Below are 21037 nucleotides of genomic sequence, written 5' to 3' on the forward strand. Positions count from 1 at the left end.
ACCACAGCCTTACTCCTCTGTGGTCATTGTTGAGATTATCAGTCACATATTGACTTTGGTATCGGTATTACAACCCTCTAAGCTGAATACGCCTTAAAAATTCTGTCATTACTCTATCGTAAACTAAATCCCCCAAAAACAAATCCTCTACCCCATGATCAATGCTCGGATTATCGTTAACTTCAATCACAAATGCTTTACCGTCAATTTCTTTTAAATCGACACCGTATAAACCTGCACCAATTAAATTAGCCGCCTTACTGGCCGCATCAATCACCTGCTGCGGCACCATCTTTAAGTCTACACAATCAAAGTCACCACTGCTCACACGGCCGCTTTGATGATGTTGATAAATTTGCCAGTGACCGCGACTCATAAAATAGCGACAAGCATAAATAGGCTGACGATTTAACATGCCAATACGCCAGTCATAATCTGTTGGCATAAAGGCTTGGGCTAAAATAAGCGCACTGTGTTCAAAAATTTTATTCGCTTGTTCAATCAAGGTTTCTCTGTCTTTAACTTTTAGTACTCCAAGCGAAAAAGCCCCATCAGGCACTTTAAGCACCGCGGGCAAACCTATGGTTTCAATAACATTATCGACCCAGTTTTCATCAGACTTTTTAAAGATTAAACTTTTAGGAACCGGCACTTTATGTCGATTCAATAGCTCAGTTAAAAACACCTTGTTAGTACATTTCATAATGGATTCAGGGTCGTCCATTACCACTAACCCTAACTGCTCTGCCGCTTTGGCAAATCGGTAAGTGAAGTTACTAATATTAGTGGTTGAGCGAATGAATAAACCATCAAACTCACTCAGCCGAGCTAAATCGCGGGAGCCAATTTGCACTAAATCCATACCGATACGGTTGGCTGATTTAGTAAATAATTTAAGCGCAGCCTTATCTGATGGAGGCATTTTTTCGTCTTCATCCACCAACATGGCAATTTCATAGCGATAGCGCTTAGCCGCTTTAGGTAACTTCCATACCTTTTGCGAAAACACTTCTAAGTACTTAGCAAACAAATCCTGTTCAACGTCAGTTAAGTTTTGAAAGGCCGCAGGTTCAATAGTATCCACTTGCCATTTATCTGACTGTTTAGATAAGCGCACTTCTAGGATAGGTACCGTGAATCGTTCAAAAATTTTACGGGCGATTTTTTCTAATGCAGGGTTGTCACAATAACCGAAAAAGATTTTCATCGAGATATCATTAACGGTAGCGGCTAATTTATCTAATCCGGACTGAGGCAGGCTAAAAAATCGGTCTTGGGACAAATCATTAATGGTCATAACCCGAGGTATAACTCGGTGCCCACGCGCTTCAGCCATTAACGAACAATAATATCCGGTGCTTAAATAATCATAACTACGGCACAAGTTAATCACTTGCATAGCACCTTTATCTGAGTAGGCGCCCATATTTAAATAATCGTGAACAGTGACCATGTTGTCACTTGGAAGATAAGGACGCCAATCACTTGCGTCATCGGTAACAATTAAAAACTGAGCCATAAATATCTATTGCCTCTTGTGTGGTTTAGCGCGTAAATTAAGTCACTATCGTGTTTACCAATCCGAGCCTATTCATGCTGCTGCGTCAAGCTATTCTAAGCGACCTCCCCCAACTCAATACCCTTGAAACGAATGCGTTTAGTGGCGACAAAATCAGTTCTCGACAAATGAAACGCTTTATTAATTCACCATTAGACTGCTTATTAGTCGCCGAAATCGACGGTATCATCGCCGCTTATGCATTGGTGCTTTTTCATCGTGGTACTCGCCTAGCCAGGCTGTATTCAATTGCCGTAGCGGCTGAATTTAGAGGCCGTAACATTGCCTTTGAACTTGTTACCCGCTGCGAGCAAACGGTGGTCGAACGTGGCTTCATTACATTACGCCTAGAAGTAAGAAACGACAATATCGCCGCCAAAAATCTTTATTTAAAAATGGGTTATAAGGTACTAAAAACCTTAGTGCATTATTACGATGATTTGGCCGACGGCGTGCGCATGCACAAACGCTTAGACCCACCAGGGCCAAGTAAAGTCATCAAGATGCCTTTGTACGTGCAAACCACTCCTTTTACCTGTGGTGCCGCCTGCCTAATGATGGCAATGAGCGCCGTAAATCAGCGTTACCAACCTAGCCGCATTGATGAGTTAAGCATTTGGCGTGAAGCCACCACTATTTTTATGACCAGCGGACATGGGGGTTGCAGTGTGCATGGTTTGGCTTTAGCAGGGGTAAAACGCGGGTTACAGCTTGAGGTTTACAGCCAATCCACTTCAGTGCCTTTTATTGACAGCGTACGTGACAGCAATAAAAAAGAAGTGATAACCCTAGTGCACAATGAATTTTGCCAGCAACTGACCAGCCAAGGCATTCAAATGCACAATGCATCGCCAAGTTTGGCTCAGCTTCGAGACTGGATAGATAACGGCTATGCGGTCTTACTGATGATCAGCACTTACCGCTTTAATGGCGAAAAAGGCCCGCACTGGGTCATTCTAAGCGGTTATAACGAGCAGTTTATGTTTATTCACGACCCATATGTTGTCGCTCAAAAAGATGCGATAAATGCCGCTTATGTGCCGATAAGCCAATCTGAGTTGGCGCAGGTAATGCAATATGGAAGACAAAAACAGGTTTCGTGTTTGGTGGTAAAGTCATCTCAGGCTTAATGTTTAAGCTTTTTTAGTTTTGTACTTATGGAATGCTGCCAATAATGTCGTGACGATTCGCCACACCAAACCAAGAGTAAAGCTACCGCAGTTCTCTGCTCACTGTTACAAAATCATTAGCTCAGCCGCCCCGCTACATTTTCCCTATTGAATTTAATAACAGTTGCTAAAATTTCACCATAGGGATTGACCCAGCCTTTAACTTCTTCAGTAAACTGCTAAGACCCATCTTGTGTAAATAGGCTTTTCAGAGTTTGAACTAGACCACTTAAACTAGCTATATAGCTAGTTTTTTCCGCAAAGTGTGTTACTAGCTCTGACCAAATGCATAAATATATTCGATGATAAACACAGTGTAAGCAATTGACTTAAAATGTTAATATAAAATTCATGCTAGTAAATCAATACCAAAATATTTAAGTAACCACGAAAACAACAAGAACTGGCAATGTTGGTATTAGGTACCAGAAGGTATGCTAGGCAAGATTTGCAATTTTTTATTTGATTCATTTTTCAGATAAAGCCAAATCATTGCCATGATAGTCACATAGGGATAGCACTATTGCCGCTAATTTGTCGCTTAGTTTAGCGATTTCTGATGCGACAAGTATGATTGCCGCCGCGATGAGGTATTTTGTCATTATCCTGGTGATAAATTCTCTTTTTGCCATCAACCCTAAAAACCGATTGCCGATAGGTTTTTAGTTTGGCATACTGCTTGGGTACATTGTTAAGAGAATTATGTAATGCAATTAGGCGAACTCGAAAAGTTAGTACTTCAATTCCTTTGGTCTGAGAAAGAAGCAGATGCAAAGCGTGTTCATGCTGCTGTGGGCATAGTGCGGGGAAACTCGCTAAATACGATTCAAAGTACTTTAGATCGGTTATTCAAAAAAGGCTTATTAAGTCGAACGAAGCAGGGACATGCACATTTATATTGTGCAAAAGTTGATCGTGAATCACTTATAGCAACGTTAATTACTGATGTTACCGCTGACTTTATCGGGGACGGTGAGCACAGTCTTATTGCGGCTTTTGCTTCTTCATCATCCAATCTTGATGATGCTCAATTTGAAGCATTGGAAAAACTCATCGAACAACAACGTCAGTTACGTAGTAGGCAATCGTAAGATGCTCACAGGTAATATCGCTATTTTATTGAATTTATCCAGTGTTGCTATAACGGCTTTCGTTTTAGTGACAATGCTAATATCTGCCATTATCCCTTTGGTTAAGAACAGACTAGGTTTAGTTAACTTTACTGCGCAAAAACGTACATTATGGTTGTTAGCAACAGCGCCTTGGTGGATTGCTTTATGTTGCGTAGTAATTTTTTTTCCACGTCAAAATACTGCAAGCATAGTCATTTGGATAGAAAATATAGCTCATTGGCATCATATTGATTTGTTCATATTTACCAGCTGGCATGGGTTTACTTTGATTATTGCAGCGGTCATTTTAACATTGCTAGTGAGTACCGCATTGACTCAAATCCGACGACATTCGAGGGCGATGGACAGTCTTTTTTCATTATCAGAGGTGCAGCCTATCAATCGTAATGGCGATGATACAATTTATTCGATTTCACTCACTACCCCAGCCGCTTTTACTATTGGTTTTTTCAAGCCAAAGGTCTATTTGACCACTGGTTTATTACAACACCTTAAACCTTCGGCTTTGGATATCATTATCCAACATGAATTAGCCCATGTGCGGGCACGAGATCCCTTATTCAAAAGCGTATTCTCTTTTTTTTGCCAGCTTTATCCAAAACCAACCCGCCGTATTTTGCAACAGCATTTTACATTGCTGACCGAGCAGTTGGCAGACTCGGTTGTTACGCGTTATCACGATAACCTCGATGTAGCACAAACACTGATTAGCGTTGCCAAGAAGCAGCGTAACTTACCCCTAAGGTGTGACAGTTTCCAAATCAGTCACTTTAGTCACGATCAAATTACCTTACGTGTACAAAAGCTGTTATCACCACAATGCAAAAAATCTGAACTTACTTTAGTAGTGACGGGATTATGCTTTCTAGCAGCAACCCTATTTACGGCATCAACCATAGATAGTATTCATCACCTAATTGAAACCTATTTCATCCATTAAATAAGGGCTATGAATGAATCTATTCGTTGCAACAATCAAGATTAAAAAACCGATTGACAATCGGTTTTTGTTTGGCTTGTTTACATTTATCATGGCTTTTTCTGTTACGGCAAAAGAGGTTAAGGAATTCGAGTCGGCTATTTACTTGAATGATGCCGTTAGCATGACGCTTGCTAATCATCCTGAGCTAAAAGCCTTTTTACTTCGAAATGATATGCAACAAGGTCAGGTACAGCAAGCCGCAATAGGTGAACCTTCACAAATAAACCTGACTGTTGAGGACGCGTTAGGGGTGGGTCAGCACAGTGCATTGAGTAATATGCAAACCACATTGACGTTTTCTTGGTTGTTGCAACAAGAACAAATAAACGGTCGCGTTAATACCGCGAAAACAGAAATAGAACAGCTAGCCGTTGAGCAACAAATTGTATCATTCGATTTGGCTGCAACTACTGCCAAACAATTTATCCAGATTTTAGTAAAGCAAGAGCGTTTAAAGCTTAACCAAATGGCAACGCTTCAGGCTAAGGAAGTGTTGAAAGCCCTATCAGAGCGAGTTAACGCGGGTAAAGGGTCTAATATTGATGTTCGTATGGCTGAGGTTGAGATTGTACGAATGGCATTAGCGGTGGAAGACACAGTTCACGACTTAAAAGCCAGCCAATACCAACTGTCTTCGCTTTGGGGGCAAGCAGGTAGCACTTTTCGAGTCAATGGTGATTTACTGGCGTTACCTAAGTTGTCTAACTTGGAATATGAGTTAGATAAGCTTAAACAAAGTCCCCATATTCTTCAGTTTGTTACCGCAACACGTATTGCACAATCGCAACTAGAATTAGCGCGTATTGAGGCTAAGTCACAATGGCAGTTTACTGCTGGATTAAGACGTTATGAAGCAACGGATGATTTTGGATTAGTCGCAGGGGTGTCTATACCACTGGGAACTGACAATCGAAATGCAGGCAAAATAGCAACATTAAAGGCGAAGCAAGATGTACTTGCTTTTGAACAAGCGTCACTTATGCAACAGCTTGATTCGCAGCTTTATGTGCTACTTCAAGAGATGGCCCATGCACGACACGTTATTGATACATTTCAACAGGATATTATTCCGACACTCGACATAACCCTTAAAGAGGCCGTTATAGCATTTAATGTTGGCCAACTCAGTTACAGCCAGTGGAGTGATATACGCCGAGAGTTACTTAATGCGCAATCGGAATTGTTAAATACTTACGAGAGTTTGCATTTACAGCATATTGAAATTCAACGCCTAACCGGCGCATCTATATCTCAGTGAGACCTTTATGAAAAATGATAAGATTTTGACATTATTGACTGTCGCGGTATTTCTGTTTACAGGTTTTACGGCCCCATTGCCTGTGTTTGCATCATCTGATCCTGAGGTTGAACAAGCTGAGCCAGAAAAAGGCCCCAATAGAGGCCGTATGTTACGAGATGGCGATATTGCAGTTGAACTCGCGATTTTTGAAACCGGCATTCCTCCTGAATTTAGAGTGTGGATCACGGATATTGGTATGCCAGTATCCCCTGACAAAGTTGACTTAAGTGTGCAGCTAACCAGGCTGGGTAATGTTGTTGATGACATTAAATTTCGTGTTCAAGGAGACTTTCTTCGTGGTGACCTGGAAATTTATGAGCCGCATTCATTTGTGGTTACGATCATGGCTAAGTATCAGGGTAAAACCCACCGCTGGGAATACGATAACATTGAAGGACGTACTCAAATAGCGCCTGATGTCGCCAATGCCATGGAAATTGAAACAGAGGTAGTAGGACCTGTAACCCTCCATCAAACTATTCCAGCATATGGGCGTTTATCGCTTCCTGCTAACGCGAGCCATAACATAGCGGCAAGATTTGATGGCGTTATAAAAACCTTATTTGTTCAACAGGGCGATGTTGTAAAGCAAGGGCAAGTGTTGATGACGGTGGAAAGCAACGAAAGTCTTAAACCCTATCAAATAACGTCGCCTTCTGACGGCATTATTAGTGAGCAATATGCCAATACTGGTGAACCAACAGGCGGAAAAGTACTACTAAGGTTAACCAATACGGCTCATTATGTGGCAAAACTGGCGATATACCCACAAGACTATACCAAGGTTGAAATAGGGACACCTGTAACCATTAAGGTCGAAGGTGATGAGCATCTGCTGATCGGCAAAGTCGAATTTATTGAACAAAGAGTTCGTGATGACCAGGCAAAACTTGTTTGGGTCACATTACCTAATACTAACCATTCACTGGCGGAAGGTGGTTTCGTCAATGCAGATATCGAGGTCGCAACAATCAATGTTGCCGTGGCGGTTAAAAAAGTGGGTTTACAAGGATTCAGGGATTTTACCGTCGTTTACGCAAAGGTGGGCGATCAATACGAAGTGAGAATGCTTGAGTTGGGTAGCGAAGACAGTCAGTGGATTGAAGTGCTGGGCGGTATCGAAGTGGGTACAACCTATGTCACTGAAAATAGTTACATTATCAAGGCCGACATTGAAAAGTCAGGCGCATCGCACGATCACTAGGAGAGCGACATGTTGGAATCCATTTTACGCTTTTCGATAAAGCGCAATTTGCTCGTTTTAGTCTTAGTGCTTATTGTCGCAGGCTTAGGTGCTTGGAATTTCACTAAACTGCCTATTGATGCAGTGCCTGACATCACCAATGTACAGGTCATGATCAATACGGAAGCATTAGGTTATACGCCATTAGAAATTGAACAACGAGTGACTTTCCCATTAGAGAATGCGCTTGCTGGATTACCTGGACTAACTTATACCCGCTCAGTTTCGCGTTATGGTTTATCGCAAGTAGTGGCGGTATTTGATGATAATACTGATGTCTATTTTGCAAGGCAATTAGTCAACGAACGCTTATCAGCAGCGCGCTCTGAATTACCGACAGGTTTAGAACCCGAACTGGGCCCTATCGCTACCGGTTTGGGTGAAATATTTATGTTCACCGTAGACGCTTTACCTGATGCAACACATGCTGACGGCTCTGCTATTACGCCTACTGATTTACGAACGGTTCACGACTGGACTATTCGACCACAATTAATGCGCGTTCCTGGTGTGGTTGAGGTTAATCCCATCGGAGGATTTGAGCGCGAAATTTTGGTGGCATTCCAACCCGAAAAACTACTGGCGTTTGGCGTCAGTCAAGCCGATGTGGTAGCGGCAATTGCTCAAAATAACCAAAACCAAGGTGCTGGTTTTATTGAGCAGAATGGGGCGCAGTGGTTAATCCGGGTACCCGGGCAGGTCGAAGATGTACAGGACATTGGCGACATTCCACTCAAAAGTATTGATGGCTCATCAGTACGCATAAAAGATGTAGCAAGTATCGGTGATGGAAAAGGGCTGCGTACTGGCGCCGCCACTCAAAATGGCCGTGAAGTGGTAATGAGCACAGTGTTTATGCTTATTGGTGAAAATAGCCGTACAGTTGCTCACGCCGTTGGAGAGAAGTTAAAAGAAATTAATGCCAGTTTGCCAGAGGGAATGATAGCAACCGCTGTATATGACCGCACAAAACTGGTTGATCAAACCCTGAGTACAGTGCAAAAAAATCTCACCGAAGGCGCTATTCTCGTTGTGGTGGTGTTATTTGTTTTATTGGGCAATTTCAGAGCGGCTTTTTTAACGGCATTGGTTATTCCATTTGCCATGTTAATGACAGTTACAGGTATGGTGCAAGTTGGCGTGAGTGCCAATCTAATGAGTTTAGGGGCACTTGATTTTGGATTATTAGTCGATGGCGCCATAATCATTGTTGAGAATTGTTTACGTCGACTTAGCCAAGCTGGGAACGAGCCATTACCATTAAAGGTGCGCTTAGAATTGGTTTTCTCCGCAACGCGTGAAGTGATCCGGCCAGCCTTATTTGGTGTGTTTATCATTACCGCAGTGTACTTGCCTATTTTTGCCCTTGAAGGTGTTGAGGGGAAAATGTTCCACCCAATGGCTATTACTGTGGTTATCGCGCTTTTAAGCTCAATGTTGCTGTCGGTGACTTTTGTTCCTGCAATGATTGCCTTGCTATTTAAAAAGCCGGTTAAAGAGAAACACAGTCCCATCATTCGTGGCGCGGCTTATTTATACCGCCCAGCGCTTAATGTTGTGCTTAAAGCGCGTTGGCTTGTGGTGATAATGGCAATGTTACTGGTAGTGGTTTTTGGCCATCAGGCAACACGCTTAGGCAGTGAGTTTGTGCCAAATTTAGATGAGGGTGATATCGCGATGCATGCCCTGCGTATTCCAGGCACATCGTTAAGTCAGGCTATTGCATTGCAAGAAGTGCTCGAAGAAAAAATAAAGCAAATGCCAGAGGTAGAAAGAGTCTTTGCCAAAATTGGTACCGCAGATGTGGCAACTGATGCCGTACCGCCTAGCGTGGCGGATAACTTTATTATTCTAAAACCGCGAGAGCAATGGCCTAATCCTAATAAGTCGAAGGAACAGATCGTTGAAGAGTTAGCCGCTTTGGTTGAGCCCATTCCGGGCAACCGTTATGAGTTTTTACAACCTATTCAGATGCGTTTTAATGAGTTACTGGCAGGTGTTAGGGCTGAATTAGCGATTAAGGTGTTTGGTGATGATTTTGAAACACTGACCGCTTTAGGCAATGAAATCGAGTCAGCTATTAGTCAAGTTGAGGGCATTGCCGATGTCCAAGTCGAGCAGACAACCGGTTTACCGCTGCTATCTATTACGCCTAATGCTGACAGAATCATGCAATACCGTATCAGTAAGGCTGAATTACAAAGTCAAATAGCTACCGCTCTTGGTGGAACAGTTGCGGGTAAGTTTTACCAAGGCGATAGGCGTTCAGATATCGTTGTAAGATTAGATGAAACGCGGCGGAACGATGTCAAAGCGTTATCGTATTTGCCTATACATTTGGAAAATGGTCGTTCAGTGCCATTACAAGAACTGGCTACATTAGCGCTTATTAACGGCGCTAACCAAATAAATCGTGAAAATGGCAAACGCAGAATAGTGGTAACCGCCAATGTCAGAGGACGAGATTTAGGGAGTTTTGTGCAAGATATTCAACAAGCAGTTAGTACTAATGTGGATATTCCGGCAGGTTACTGGATTGAATATGGTGGCACTTACCAGAAGTTGCAGTCAGCTTCACAACGGCTAAGTGTTGTTGTGCCAGTGACACTGCTAATGATTATTGGCTTACTCGTATTAGCCTTGAACTCCTTAAAAGATGCATTAATTATTTTTACTGGGGTGCCTTTAGCTTTAACGGGAGGGGTCGCAGCATTAATGTTGAGTGGTATTCCTTTTTCTATATCGGCCGCAGTTGGCTTTATTGCGCTGTCAGGTATCGCCATTTTGAACGGTTTGGTAATGGTATCGTTCATACGTGACTTACGACAAGATGGAATGGGTTTAAATCAAGCTATTTTCGACGGCGCAGTAACCCGACTTCGCCCCGTTATCACTACCGCGTTTGTCGCATCATTAGGGTTTATTCCCATGGCATTTAATAGTGGTATGGGATCAGAAGTACAACGCCCTTTAGCTATGGTGGTTATTGGTGGCATTATTTCATCCACTTTACTGACGTTATTTGTCATTCCGGCACTGTATCGAATTTTACATAAAGATCAGGACGCTATCTTGACTGAGTCGGACACAGTGGGGCCATTCAATGCTAAATAAACTCTCAAATTATTGTTTGCTCTTCATCCTTATTGGCTCTACTTTTATCTGTATCGAAGTTTTTGCCCACGGGGTCGATGACAATACCCGAGCTTTTCTAGAGCAAAATAGTGGCGTGCAGTTTGTACCTTTTATTTATATCGGTGCAAAGCATATGATAACGGGTTATGACCATTTATTATTTCTAGTCGGCGTGGTGTTTTTCTTACATAGACGTCGCGATGTTCTCTTGTATGTCACCATGTTCACCATTGGTCATAGCACTACCTTATTACTGGGTGTGCTCGGCAATGTGCAAGTTAATGCTTATCTTATTGATGCGATTATTGGTTTATCTGTAGTATACAAAGGCTTTGATAACTTAGGTGGGTTTAAACGCTGCTTTAATTGGCAGCCTAATACCCAGTGGGCGGTATTGATTTTTGGGCTGTTCCACGGTTTAGGTTTGGCGACAAAGTTACAAGAGTTTAATTTACCCAGCGAGGGCCTTTTTACTAATCTGCTGGCTTTTAATATTGGTGTTGAACTCGGTCAGTTTGCTGCGTTAGTGGTTATCTTAATTGCCATTAATACATGGCGAAAGTGGCCTTCTTTTCAGCGTTTTTCCACCTTGACCAATACCTTATTAATGAGTGCCGGTGTCATGTTGATGGGTTATCAACTGACTGGCTACTTCATCAACTTATAACAATGATTATGACAATGAGAATACTATGCAACATACCGTCAGCAGCAATACATTAATTAAAGCCACCTTATCTGCGATTATCCTAGCCAGCATTGTGTTAGTGACACTCATTTTACCTGCGGAATACAACATAGATCCGACAGGTATTGGACACAAGATAGGTGTCACTGTGTTAGCACAAACCGCGAAAACCGAAGTACCAAAGAGCGCTGTTGCTGGGTCAGATGAGTTTCAAATGATTGAGGTTATTGTGCCTGCGGGTCGTGGCGTTGAGTATAAATTCGACATGCAACAATTTGAAAAAATGACCTACGAATGGATCACTGATAGAGGTCCTTTATTTTTTGATCTGCATGGTGAACCAGAAGGTGATACAAGCGGCTATTACGAAAGTTACGTCATTGCGACATCAGCTGAAATGAAAGGCAGTTTTACGGCCCCTTTTGCTGGTTCACACGGATGGTATTGGAAAAACACGTCTACACAAGCAGTAACGGTAAAGCTATTAGTAAAAGGCCAATACAAAGTGATCGGTTTAAAATAATAGGGAGTTATTGATGAGAGTATTATTTTTACTCGTCGTAATATTTAGCACTGTCATAAGTAGTTACTCTTTTGTACATCATTTAGACAAATTAAAAGAATGGATCATTCAAGGCATAGTAATATGCATTAAAAGACAGCTGTCTGTATTATCATCTCGATACAAAAAATGACTTTTAAGGATTTGGATTACAAAGTGAATCAACTTCCAGCATCATGGTAAACTGAAGTGGATTAGTAAAACTGGCCATATATTTGTCAGTATGAAGCGCCTAAGTGGATGTAACTCGTAAAACTCCAAATATGAAATAGTTAAGCTTTTATCCTGCTCTTGTATAGCCTTTTCCCACGGTCATAAATGAAGTTAAATCGAAGAAACAAAATTACCGGTACAGATAAGCCTGCTATAAAGTAGATTAAAGCATCAAAACTTAAGGATAAAGTTGGGTAACCTCGAGCACAATCATCGAGCTCACCATTTAGGGAAGATAAAGCCATTCAATAACATGCGTCTATTGACTACCCTAAAATGTTTACCCTGCCCTCCACTAATTTCGTCGTTATTAATTCGTCGTTATTAGCAATTAACTAGAAATAGCTTGTGAACACAACTCTGATTTTTGGATCCAAATAATTATTTTTAATTAATATTTCCATCATTTGGTTTACCCTAGAAAGCCTATACTTCAGACTATTATTAGAAACATCAATATCTTTGCATTCACCAGCAAGAAAAACCAAATACTCAATCTGCTTTGCAAGCGTTTCTACACGAGCTACAAAATCTGAATCCAAAATGCCTTTATTAAGAAATAGGTCAACGTTGTATTCATTTTTCATTGCTTCAGCAAAAATAATCCAATGGCCAAACTTTGCTAGGTTAGCAATAGTAATTATTTTATCTTGAGAAAGCTGAATACCTATATCACCTGTTTCCTTGGAAAGATTGCATTGAAAACCAATACCTTGATCATGGAGGCGTTTGGTGACATTTTCTGCAATATGATGAGCATATATTGGCTCAATGATAAGACTAATTATAAAATCAGAGCAAGCTCTAAATTCTGCTAACGCCTCAGACTTTAATGTAGTTTTCTTTTGTAATCCTAATGAATCTGTATGTTGGTGGTATAAAAACCAAATTGTTGTAACAGCAACTAGAGGAGATACTAATGCTCCTATACCAGCCAACATAGAAAAAAACTGACTCCACCGTTCATGATCTTCACTTAAAACGTTTCCAAAATAGCTTGAGTAAACAAACAGAAAGATACAAACAACAGCTGCATATAACAGTAACGACCCTTGTATTATTTTCTTCACTAAAGTTTATTCCTTGTTACATTGCTCAATTATCACATAGACGCATTACGCCTGTATTTGCGGTTGGTTTGGAGCACAGCGGAAAACCAGTCCGACAACATGCACTTGTATACGCCCAGCATGGGCATAAACTAATGAGGTGAAAGTCCTCTGTAGGAAGACCACCGATCAATAACATGCTGTTATTAAACGTTAACTACTAGCGAATGGCAAGGGCTTATCTGCGAGAATCGGTCTATAGGAAGCCGCTAGCAAATTCCCGAGCTGATGAACAAGAACATCAAAATTTGTCGGATCAGGGTAAACTTTTATAAAATGAACCTTCCAACCCGCTTTTGTCCAAATGCAAGGTTAAATATGCCAATACGGTCTCGACTGTTAATTTTGCCAAATCCGGCAGGCTACTCAAATACTGTAAAGGCTAACCATGAGTATTTGCGAGACGACCGTCCGTCCCATGGATGGGTCGGCCGAGCTATAGGGATATACTTGCGCGTGTCGGTGAGCAAATGTCATGGTAAGCCTGAAGATAGAGTTTCAGCCAGCTCATTGTTGTCCAAAAATGAGGTTAAATCGAAGAGGCAATAATTCAGGTGCAGATGAGCCAGCGAGTATCCAAAACACTGTTTTGGTTAAGCCCACATGGAAGCTGATTTAAAAATCAAGAATTGGCGTCTCGCTGGATCATTTGCAATAAAGGTCGCTCTTTCACATTTATGTGATCACGACATTCCGTTCATCCTGAACATAGGCATGCAGCAGGAAATAAGTCCACATGAACTGTTGGGCTAGCCAAACTCACAATTAAAACAAACTGATCCCTTGCTGCCCTGCTTGGGCTAAATAGCGCTTATGGCAGGAAGCCAAGCCACTCATAATTTGAAATAACGACATCACTCTTTATTATTCTAATTTCGATTAGCACATCTGACATTTCAAACAGAAAATTAACTGGGATAGCTCATTCTATTGACTGCTAATAACAGTAAATAGTCTTTTTGAGCTTGATCAATACAGCAGGAAATTATCTTTTTTACAAAAAACAAGTGTTAGATTAACTTAAGTATCTGTTATTTAGCATGTTCGTGTGTCACATTAGCGATAAGGGAAATACTAACGATTTAAAAATTAAAGGAGTAACTTAATGTTGAGATTCTTTTTACTCAGTTTATTTATATTCATCTCTGACTTCGCTAATGCGGACCAAGACATACATAAATTAAATGAGAAAGTTAAACACAAAACCCAGGTGATGATTTTTGGCAGCATTCATCTCAATAGTATTGGAAACAAACTCAATAGAGATACGCTGTTGCCGATTCTCGATTTACTCGAAACTTATCAGCCAACCGCCATAGCTGTAGAGTCATTAAGAGGTGAGGATGTTATCACCATGCAAAATGGCTCGACAGAATATAAAGAGATTTTGACAAGTTATGTCGGTGAGACGTTACTGTCGTTAGCAAAAAAAGAGCAGCAAATCCTAGCCGTTTCGGCAACTGAAGCAATCATTAAAATGAATGTTCTTTTAGAAAATTCCGAACTGAATGTAGAGCAAACCGTTGAAGTGATTAAAGTCGCTATTGCTGGATATTATCCGGATACAGCTGCACTACACTGGCAGTATTTAAATAAAACTTCAGCAGCTCATTCAATATCACCTGAGTTACAGCTTTATCTCAATCAGCGCATATCAAGCAATAATGAAAGAATCACCATTGCCACCGCTTTAGCCTCTAAGATAAACCTAAATCGTCTTTATCCAATAGATGATCACCTAGATAAAGATATGTACCCAAATATGGTTGAAAAGTTAATGCCTTCATATGAAAAATCCAAATATGCAAAGCAACTTCTTGAAAGTGAGTATATCAATAAACCGCAGATACTGAGAGACCAAGCCCTGAAATCAGGTAATTGGCTACCCTTATTTTTATGGATAAATAGTAAAGAATATAATGCCGATGTTATTAATAAAGATTGGATTCTGTTTGCTGACAAAGATTTAGATCCGAAAGCTGGTTTAGCAAGGATTGCGCTATGGGAAATAAGAAACCTTAATATGGTGTCGAATATTATGCGGGTTGTCGCAAGTCATACTGGAGAAAGAGTCATTATCGTTGTTGGTTCTACACATAAAGTCTTTTTAGAACAGTACTTGTCTAACATGATAGGAGTCGATGTTATTCAATTCTCTGAACTAGTCTCTAAATAGCACCAGTATTAATACCTGTTTCCACTATCACCTGGCCGCACCAATTTGAGCCTACTGGATCTGATCATGTGATTTTAGTGCTCCGAGACCTTGGTAGGCAAAGTTAAACACGCCAATCATTAATAGTTGAATTAGGTACATACGGTTACTAAAATGCAATGTAGTTTTCGATCTCAAGCTATTGCAAAGTAAGCTATTTATTTACAATGGAAAGAGTCTACATAACCTCAACTCGGGTTAAGAGATGGGCTCAATAAGCTGAATTCAACAGATTTAGCTTATTTTCTAGCAAACTTGTCGTTTGTTTTGAAAACAAGGCGTATTAACACGTCAATAGCTGGCCTATTGCACGTGCTCTTGTGTAAAAAATAACGCAGTTAGCAAGACAAAGGGCTGTTTGGTAAGCGTTTATTATCCCGAGCTGAGGTTACATCTGCATATGGACATTGATAGCTCTGACTATGTAGTATATTTCGTCACGACAATACGATATAAACAAACCGTCAGAGCGGTATCATTCCATTACTCTAGCTAAAAGTTCCATCAGCTTAAGATTGCCACAAATCAACATAACAAAACCATTAACGCGTTGGTTAGTTGAATCATTCCTTCGAACTCATTTTTGACCAAACATGGATTAACACAAAATTTTTATCTTGTACTTGTATAGATCTTTTTCTCACCGTAATAGATACCGCTAAATTGAAAATTGCTGATGTTTATAAGCAAGCGAGTATCCAATCACATTCATAATTAAAACAAACTAATCCCTTGCTGCCCTTCTTGGGCTAAATAGCGCTTATCTACCCATAATCCGATAGCGCCAACTAAGACTTCATCATAAAACACTAACGGAATATGCTGGCGACGCCAGGGGGGAATATTGCACTCTTGCCACAGCTTCTTTAGCTCACGTGGTTTAACGCGTTGTGAACTGGCAAATTGGGGATGGCATTTAATTGAACCTGTAGCACCAAAACGAATGGTCACTTTACTGCTGGTTAATGGTAAAGCGAGTAAAGGCTTATTAATAAATGTTTCTAGCTTTATAAGGGATTGATGTTGGCCTACATCCATTAGCAACTCGGTCGCATCGCCGTATATAATGCTGATAAAACGATCGCTTAGTTGGGCTAATTCTGGCGTATCAAGCTCACCGGTGTTAAGCACATAAGCAACTCCAGCAAAGCGTTTAACTTGATAACTGCCCCATTGAATTGACACATTAGCATCGTCTTTGGCAGCTAACAGTTGTGACAACATCTGCTGTAATTGTGCTTGTGACGGTAAGCTAGCCCCACAGTGAAGTAAATATCCGCGGAACAGTAATGCTTGCCAGGCTTTTGTTAATTGTTCAAAACCTGTGAGCTTAAAGCCACTTGATTCAGTAAGTAATGCATCATCATCGCTTGCTAACACTAGCCATTGGGGTAAGCGATGACTGACTTCATCATCAATAACTTGCTGTTGCTCGGCGCACAAGGCTGCACTTCTGGCTGCGGTTGTGGCGATACTTGGCCAGCGTTGTTTTAAGCGTGGGATAATGTCTAGACGCAGAAAATTACGATCATAACTGTCGTCTTGATTACTTTCATCTTCAATATGGGTCAACTGCTGTTGAAGGGCAAATTGCTCTATTTGATCTCGGCTGATGTCTAATAATGGTCTGACTAACCAAGCTTGCTTATAAGCTTGTATGGCGCCCATTGCACCAAGTCCTTTAGGGCCTTGGCCGCGCTTTAATGCTAGCAATAGCGTTTCGAGTTGATCATCTTGATGATGGGCGGTAAGTAAAATATCACCTGGATTAAGATAACGGTCAAATGCTTGATAACGGGCGTCTCGCGCTTGCGCTTCTAAACTTTGCCTTGGGCCTTTATCAACGCTAACGCGCTCAATTTGTACTGGCAATTGGTAATGCCCTGCGCGGGTTATGCAGTGTTGCACCCAGGTATTGGCATTAGCGCTGAGCCCATGATGTATATGAATAAGTAAACAGGCAATGTGTGGATGTTTGTGTGCAAAGGCACTCAGTCCACAGGCTAAGACTTCTGAATCAACCCCGCCACTGTAAGCCAGTACTAACTTAGCCGCAGGGTCACCCTGCACTGTCGTCAATTGATAAAGAGGCATTACCGCTTGTTCTAGCAAGCTCAGTAATTGCTCTTTGGTCATGTGCGCTGAAGCTAAACTATTTGAAGCAGGGTTACTCGAAGCTAAGTTATTCGCTGTCATGGTGCACGCCTAGTTAAAGACAATTTTAACATTAGTGGAACCCAGTTGTGTTTCTAGGGCCAGCATCAAATCATCTGATGGATTAACGCGCCATTCATCACCTAGCACTAACCTTCCTGCAGCTGCATTTTTGGTATAATTTATCACTACTGGCACAGCGCCTGATTTCCACGGCATTAGTATTTGCTGAAAATTCGTTAACCATTCGGGCGATAATATATCTGCATGGATATTGAGTTCAACCGCTTTAGCAAAATGGCTTCTTGCTTCACCAATTTCAATGATATTACGGCCATTCATGCGATTGCCACCGGCAAAATCATCATAGCTAACATCACCTTCACAGATTAAAATACGATCTTTTTCAAGTAAATGACCGAATTTTTCAAATGGTTCAGTGAATAACATCACCTCTAAGCGAGCACTTTTATCATCTAATGTCACCAAGCCCATCTTTGAGCCGCGCTTGGTGATCATCACGCGGGTGGCAACCACTAAACCCGCCACTTTGACCGTTTTACCGCGCTCAGTCGGGTGAATGTCTTTTAAGCGAGCTGAAGTATATTGTTTCAACTCAGCTAAATACTGATTAATCGGATGGCCGGTCAAGTACAACCCAAGGGTATCGCGCTCCCCTTCTAACCATATTTTGTCTGGCCAGGGAGTACATTCAACAAAATTTTGCTTATTATCGTCTGGCTCGTCATTAAGCAAACCAAACATATCATGTTGACCGATTTCTTGCGCTTTCGCGTGTTGCGCTGCTGCGCGAATGGCTTCAGGTAATGTGGCCATCATTGAGGCACGATGCGGGCCAAGGTCATCTAATGCACCGGCACAAATCAGTTTTTCGATAACCCGTTTATTGAGTTTTTTTAGATCGATACGGGCACAAAAATCAAATAAATCGATAAAAGGTCCATCTTTGCGCGCTTCAAGAATAGAATCGACTGGGCCTTCACCCACGCCTTTAATCGCACCTATGCCATACACAATATTTAAGTCATCATCAACGGTGAACTTGAATTGACCTTTGTTCACATCGGGCGGAATAAGCGGTAATCCCATGCGCTCGCATTCATCGACCAAGGTAACAATTTTATCTGTGTTATCCATATCAGCCGACATTACCGCGGCCATAAATTGCGCTGGATAATGGGTTTTAAGCCACAATGTTTGGTAAGAAACTAATGCGTAAGCAGCAGAATGCGATTTGTTAAAACCATAACCGGCGAACTTTTCAACCAAGTCGAAAATTTTCATCGACAAGTCGCCGTCAACGCCGTTATTAATCGCACCTTCTTTGAACGTGCCACGCTGCTTAGCCATTTCTTCAGGCTTTTTCTTACCCATAGCTCGGCGAAGCATGTCCGCGCCGCCTAGGGTATAACCCGACAGCACCTGGGCAATCTGCATTACCTGCTCTTGATACAAGATAATGCCGTAGGTCGGTGACAGTAATTCTCTTAACGATTCATGCTGATATTCAGCATCGGGATAAGATACGGCTTCACGACCATGTTTACGTTCGATAAAGTTATCTACCATGCCTGATTGCAAAGGCCCTGGGCGGAAAAGGGCTACCAGTGCAATCATGTCTTCAAAACAATCGGGCTGTAGACGTTTAATCAGATCTTTCATGCCGCGAGATTCTAACTGGAATACTGCGGTGGTTTCATAACGTTGTAGTAATTTAAAGCAAGCGGGATCGGCCAGCGGAATCGCTTCGATGCGAACCGGTTCTTTACCTTGTTTGGCTAAGCGCGGATTGATCATCTGCAATGCCCAGTCAATAATGGTTAAAGTACGTAACCCCAAGAAGTCGAACTTAACTAAACCGGCGGTTTCTACGTCATTTTTATCAAACTGAGTGACCGGGTTTAAGCCTTCTGCATCACAATATAGTGGCGCAAAGTCCGTTATACGAGTCGGCGCAATAACCACACCACCGGCATGCTTACCAGCGTTACGCGTCACACCTTCTAAGCGGCGACACATGTCGATAAGCTCTTTGACATCTTCATCAGCGGCGTAGGCTTCAGGCAGCGCAGGTTCCACCTCAAACGCTTTAGCCAGTGTCATGCCGGGTTCTGCGGGGATCATCTTAGTTAGACGTTCAACAAACCCATATGGATGACCTAATACACGGCCAACATCGCGTACAACCGCTTTAGCCGCCATAGTACCAAAGGTAATAATTTGCGATACCGCTTCACGGCCATACAGCTCGGCTACATGGTCGATAACCTCATCGCGGCGATCCATACAAAAATCGACGTCGAAATCGGGCATGGATACACGTTCAGGGTTTAAGAAACGCTCGAACAGTAAATCATATTCAAGGGGATCTAAATCAGTAATTTTAAGCGCATAAGCGACTAACGATCCCGCACCTGAACCACGACCAGGGCCTACGGGAATGCCTTGATCTTTACCCCATTGAATAAACTCCATCACAATTAAGAAATAACCCGGGAATCCCATTTGGTTGATGACTTTAAGCTCAATTTCTAGGCGCTCATCGTACTCAGGCCTTCTTTGGGCTCTCACGGTTGGATCTGGAAATAAAAACTCAAGACGCTCTTCTAAGCCTTTAACTGACGCGGCAACCAAGAAGTCTTCTATTGATAGGTCGCCCGTTGGAAAGTTCGGCAGAAAGTATTCATATAATCGAATGGTGACGTTACAGCGTTTGGCTATTTCGACACTATTGCTAATCGCTGAAGGAATATCTTTAAAAAGCTCACACATTTCATCTTCGCTGCGAAGATACTGGGCGTTACTGTAGGTTTTAGGGCGTCTAGGGTCTACTAGGGTATAGCCATCGTGAATAGCGACGCGAATTTCATGCGCTTCAAAATCATCGGCTTTTAAAAACACCACCTGGTTGGTAGCAACAACAGGAATGCCTGTCTTGGCGGCAAGTTCAACCGCCATGTGTAGATAGCGCTCTTCGTCTGCACGGTCGGTGCGAATGAGTTCAAGAAAATAGCGATCACTAAAATGCGTTTGATAAAAGTTTACGAGGTCGTCAACTTGGCCTTGGTTGCCTTTTAATAAAGCTTTACCTATATCGCCTTCTTTGGCACCCGATAAAAGCAAAATCCCTTTGTTATAGGTCACAAGCCAGTCTTGATCGATAACGACTCGACCATCAACTTGACCGCGAAGATAGGCTTCACTGATTAACTGGGTGAGGTTTTGGTAACCGTCGTTATCCATTGCAATAATGGTAAGTGCACATAATTCTTTTTCAAAACCAGGCACACGCATCCAAAAGTCAGCACCGACAATAGGTTTAATACCCACTGCATGTGCGCCACCATAAAACTTCACTAAACCACAAAAGTTGTTTTGATCTGTCAATGCGATCGCGGCCATCCCCTGCGCTTCTGCTGCTGCTAAGATAGGTTTCACCTTAGCGACACCATCTGTCATGGAATAGTCACTGTGGACACGCAAATGCACAAAACGAGGATCGGACATAAATAAAATTCTTATTTTTCGAAGGAAAAAAGATACAAACAATGCAGT

At 41.8% G+C, this 21037-nt stretch carries 13 protein-coding genes; 9 read left to right on the forward strand and 4 right to left on the reverse strand.

The window, feature by feature from the left end; all coding sequences use genetic code 11:
- Positions 1-67: 67 nt before the first annotated feature.
- Positions 68-1519, reverse strand: coding sequence for a RimK family protein (locus FJ709_RS11940; RefSeq protein WP_226410280.1), 1452 nt, complete (start codon positions 1517-1519; stop codon positions 68-70).
- Between the two features lie 74 nt (positions 1520-1593).
- Between FJ709_RS11940 and FJ709_RS11945 the strand changes: the two genes are divergently transcribed.
- The 8 genes from FJ709_RS11945 (at position 1594) to FJ709_RS11980 (ending at position 11731) form a co-directional block, all read left to right on the forward strand.
- Complete coding sequence (locus tag FJ709_RS11945) at positions 1594-2688, forward strand: GNAT family N-acetyltransferase/peptidase C39 family protein (RefSeq protein WP_226410281.1); 1095 nt, start codon at positions 1594-1596, stop codon at positions 2686-2688.
- Positions 2689-3434: 746 nt separating this feature from the next.
- On the forward strand, positions 3435-3818 hold the full coding sequence (locus FJ709_RS11950; protein WP_226410282.1) for a BlaI/MecI/CopY family transcriptional regulator: 384 nt from the start codon (positions 3435-3437) through the stop codon (positions 3816-3818).
- Between the two features lies 1 nt (position 3819).
- A complete protein-coding gene (locus tag FJ709_RS11955; protein ID WP_226410283.1) occupies positions 3820-4800 on the forward strand; it encodes a M56 family metallopeptidase in 981 nt (326 codons plus the stop codon).
- A 13-nt stretch (positions 4801-4813) separates the two neighbouring features.
- Positions 4814-6100, forward strand: coding sequence for a TolC family protein (locus FJ709_RS11960; RefSeq protein WP_226410284.1), 1287 nt, complete (start codon positions 4814-4816; stop codon positions 6098-6100).
- Positions 6101-6107: 7 nt separating this feature from the next.
- A complete protein-coding gene (locus tag FJ709_RS11965; RefSeq protein WP_226410285.1) occupies positions 6108-7346 on the forward strand; it encodes an efflux RND transporter periplasmic adaptor subunit in 1239 nt (412 codons plus the stop codon).
- A gap of 9 nt (positions 7347-7355) precedes the next feature.
- Positions 7356-10499, forward strand: a complete 3144-nt coding sequence (locus FJ709_RS11970; protein ID WP_226410286.1) for an efflux RND transporter permease subunit — start codon at positions 7356-7358, stop codon at positions 10497-10499.
- Entirely contained in the window at positions 10489-11187 is a 699-nt protein-coding gene (locus tag FJ709_RS11975; protein WP_226410287.1) for a HupE/UreJ family protein, read from the forward strand. Before FJ709_RS11970 ends, FJ709_RS11975 begins: the two co-directional genes overlap by 11 nt.
- 25 nt (positions 11188-11212) lie before the next feature.
- Positions 11213-11731: a hypothetical protein gene (locus FJ709_RS11980; protein WP_226410288.1), complete on the forward strand. Its 519-nt coding sequence runs from the start codon at positions 11213-11215 to the stop codon at positions 11729-11731.
- Positions 11732-12318: 587 nt separating this feature from the next.
- Here FJ709_RS11980 and FJ709_RS11985 read toward each other — a convergent pair.
- Positions 12319-13053 (reverse strand): hypothetical protein, encoded by a 735-nt coding sequence (locus tag FJ709_RS11985; RefSeq protein WP_226410289.1) that lies wholly within the window; start codon positions 13051-13053, stop codon positions 12319-12321.
- Positions 13054-14197: 1144 nt separating this feature from the next.
- Here FJ709_RS11985 and FJ709_RS11990 point away from each other — a divergent pair.
- On the forward strand, positions 14198-15268 hold the full coding sequence (locus FJ709_RS11990) for a DUF5694 domain-containing protein (RefSeq protein WP_226410290.1): 1071 nt from the start codon (positions 14198-14200) through the stop codon (positions 15266-15268).
- A gap of 753 nt (positions 15269-16021) precedes the next feature.
- On the opposite strand, the gene tilS is transcribed toward FJ709_RS11990, so the two are convergent.
- Positions 16022-17503, reverse strand: coding sequence for a tRNA lysidine(34) synthetase TilS (gene tilS, locus FJ709_RS11995; protein ID WP_226410291.1), 1482 nt, complete (start codon positions 17501-17503; stop codon positions 16022-16024).
- Between the two features lie 9 nt (positions 17504-17512).
- Positions 17513-20989: a DNA polymerase III subunit alpha gene (gene dnaE / locus FJ709_RS12000; protein ID WP_226410292.1), complete on the reverse strand. Its 3477-nt coding sequence runs from the start codon at positions 20987-20989 to the stop codon at positions 17513-17515.
- Between the last annotated feature and the right edge of the window lie 48 nt (positions 20990-21037).

The sequence above is a fragment of the Shewanella glacialimarina genome, assembly GCF_020511155.1.
In the GTDB taxonomy this organism is placed as follows: domain Bacteria; phylum Pseudomonadota; class Gammaproteobacteria; order Enterobacterales; family Shewanellaceae; genus Shewanella; species Shewanella glacialimarina.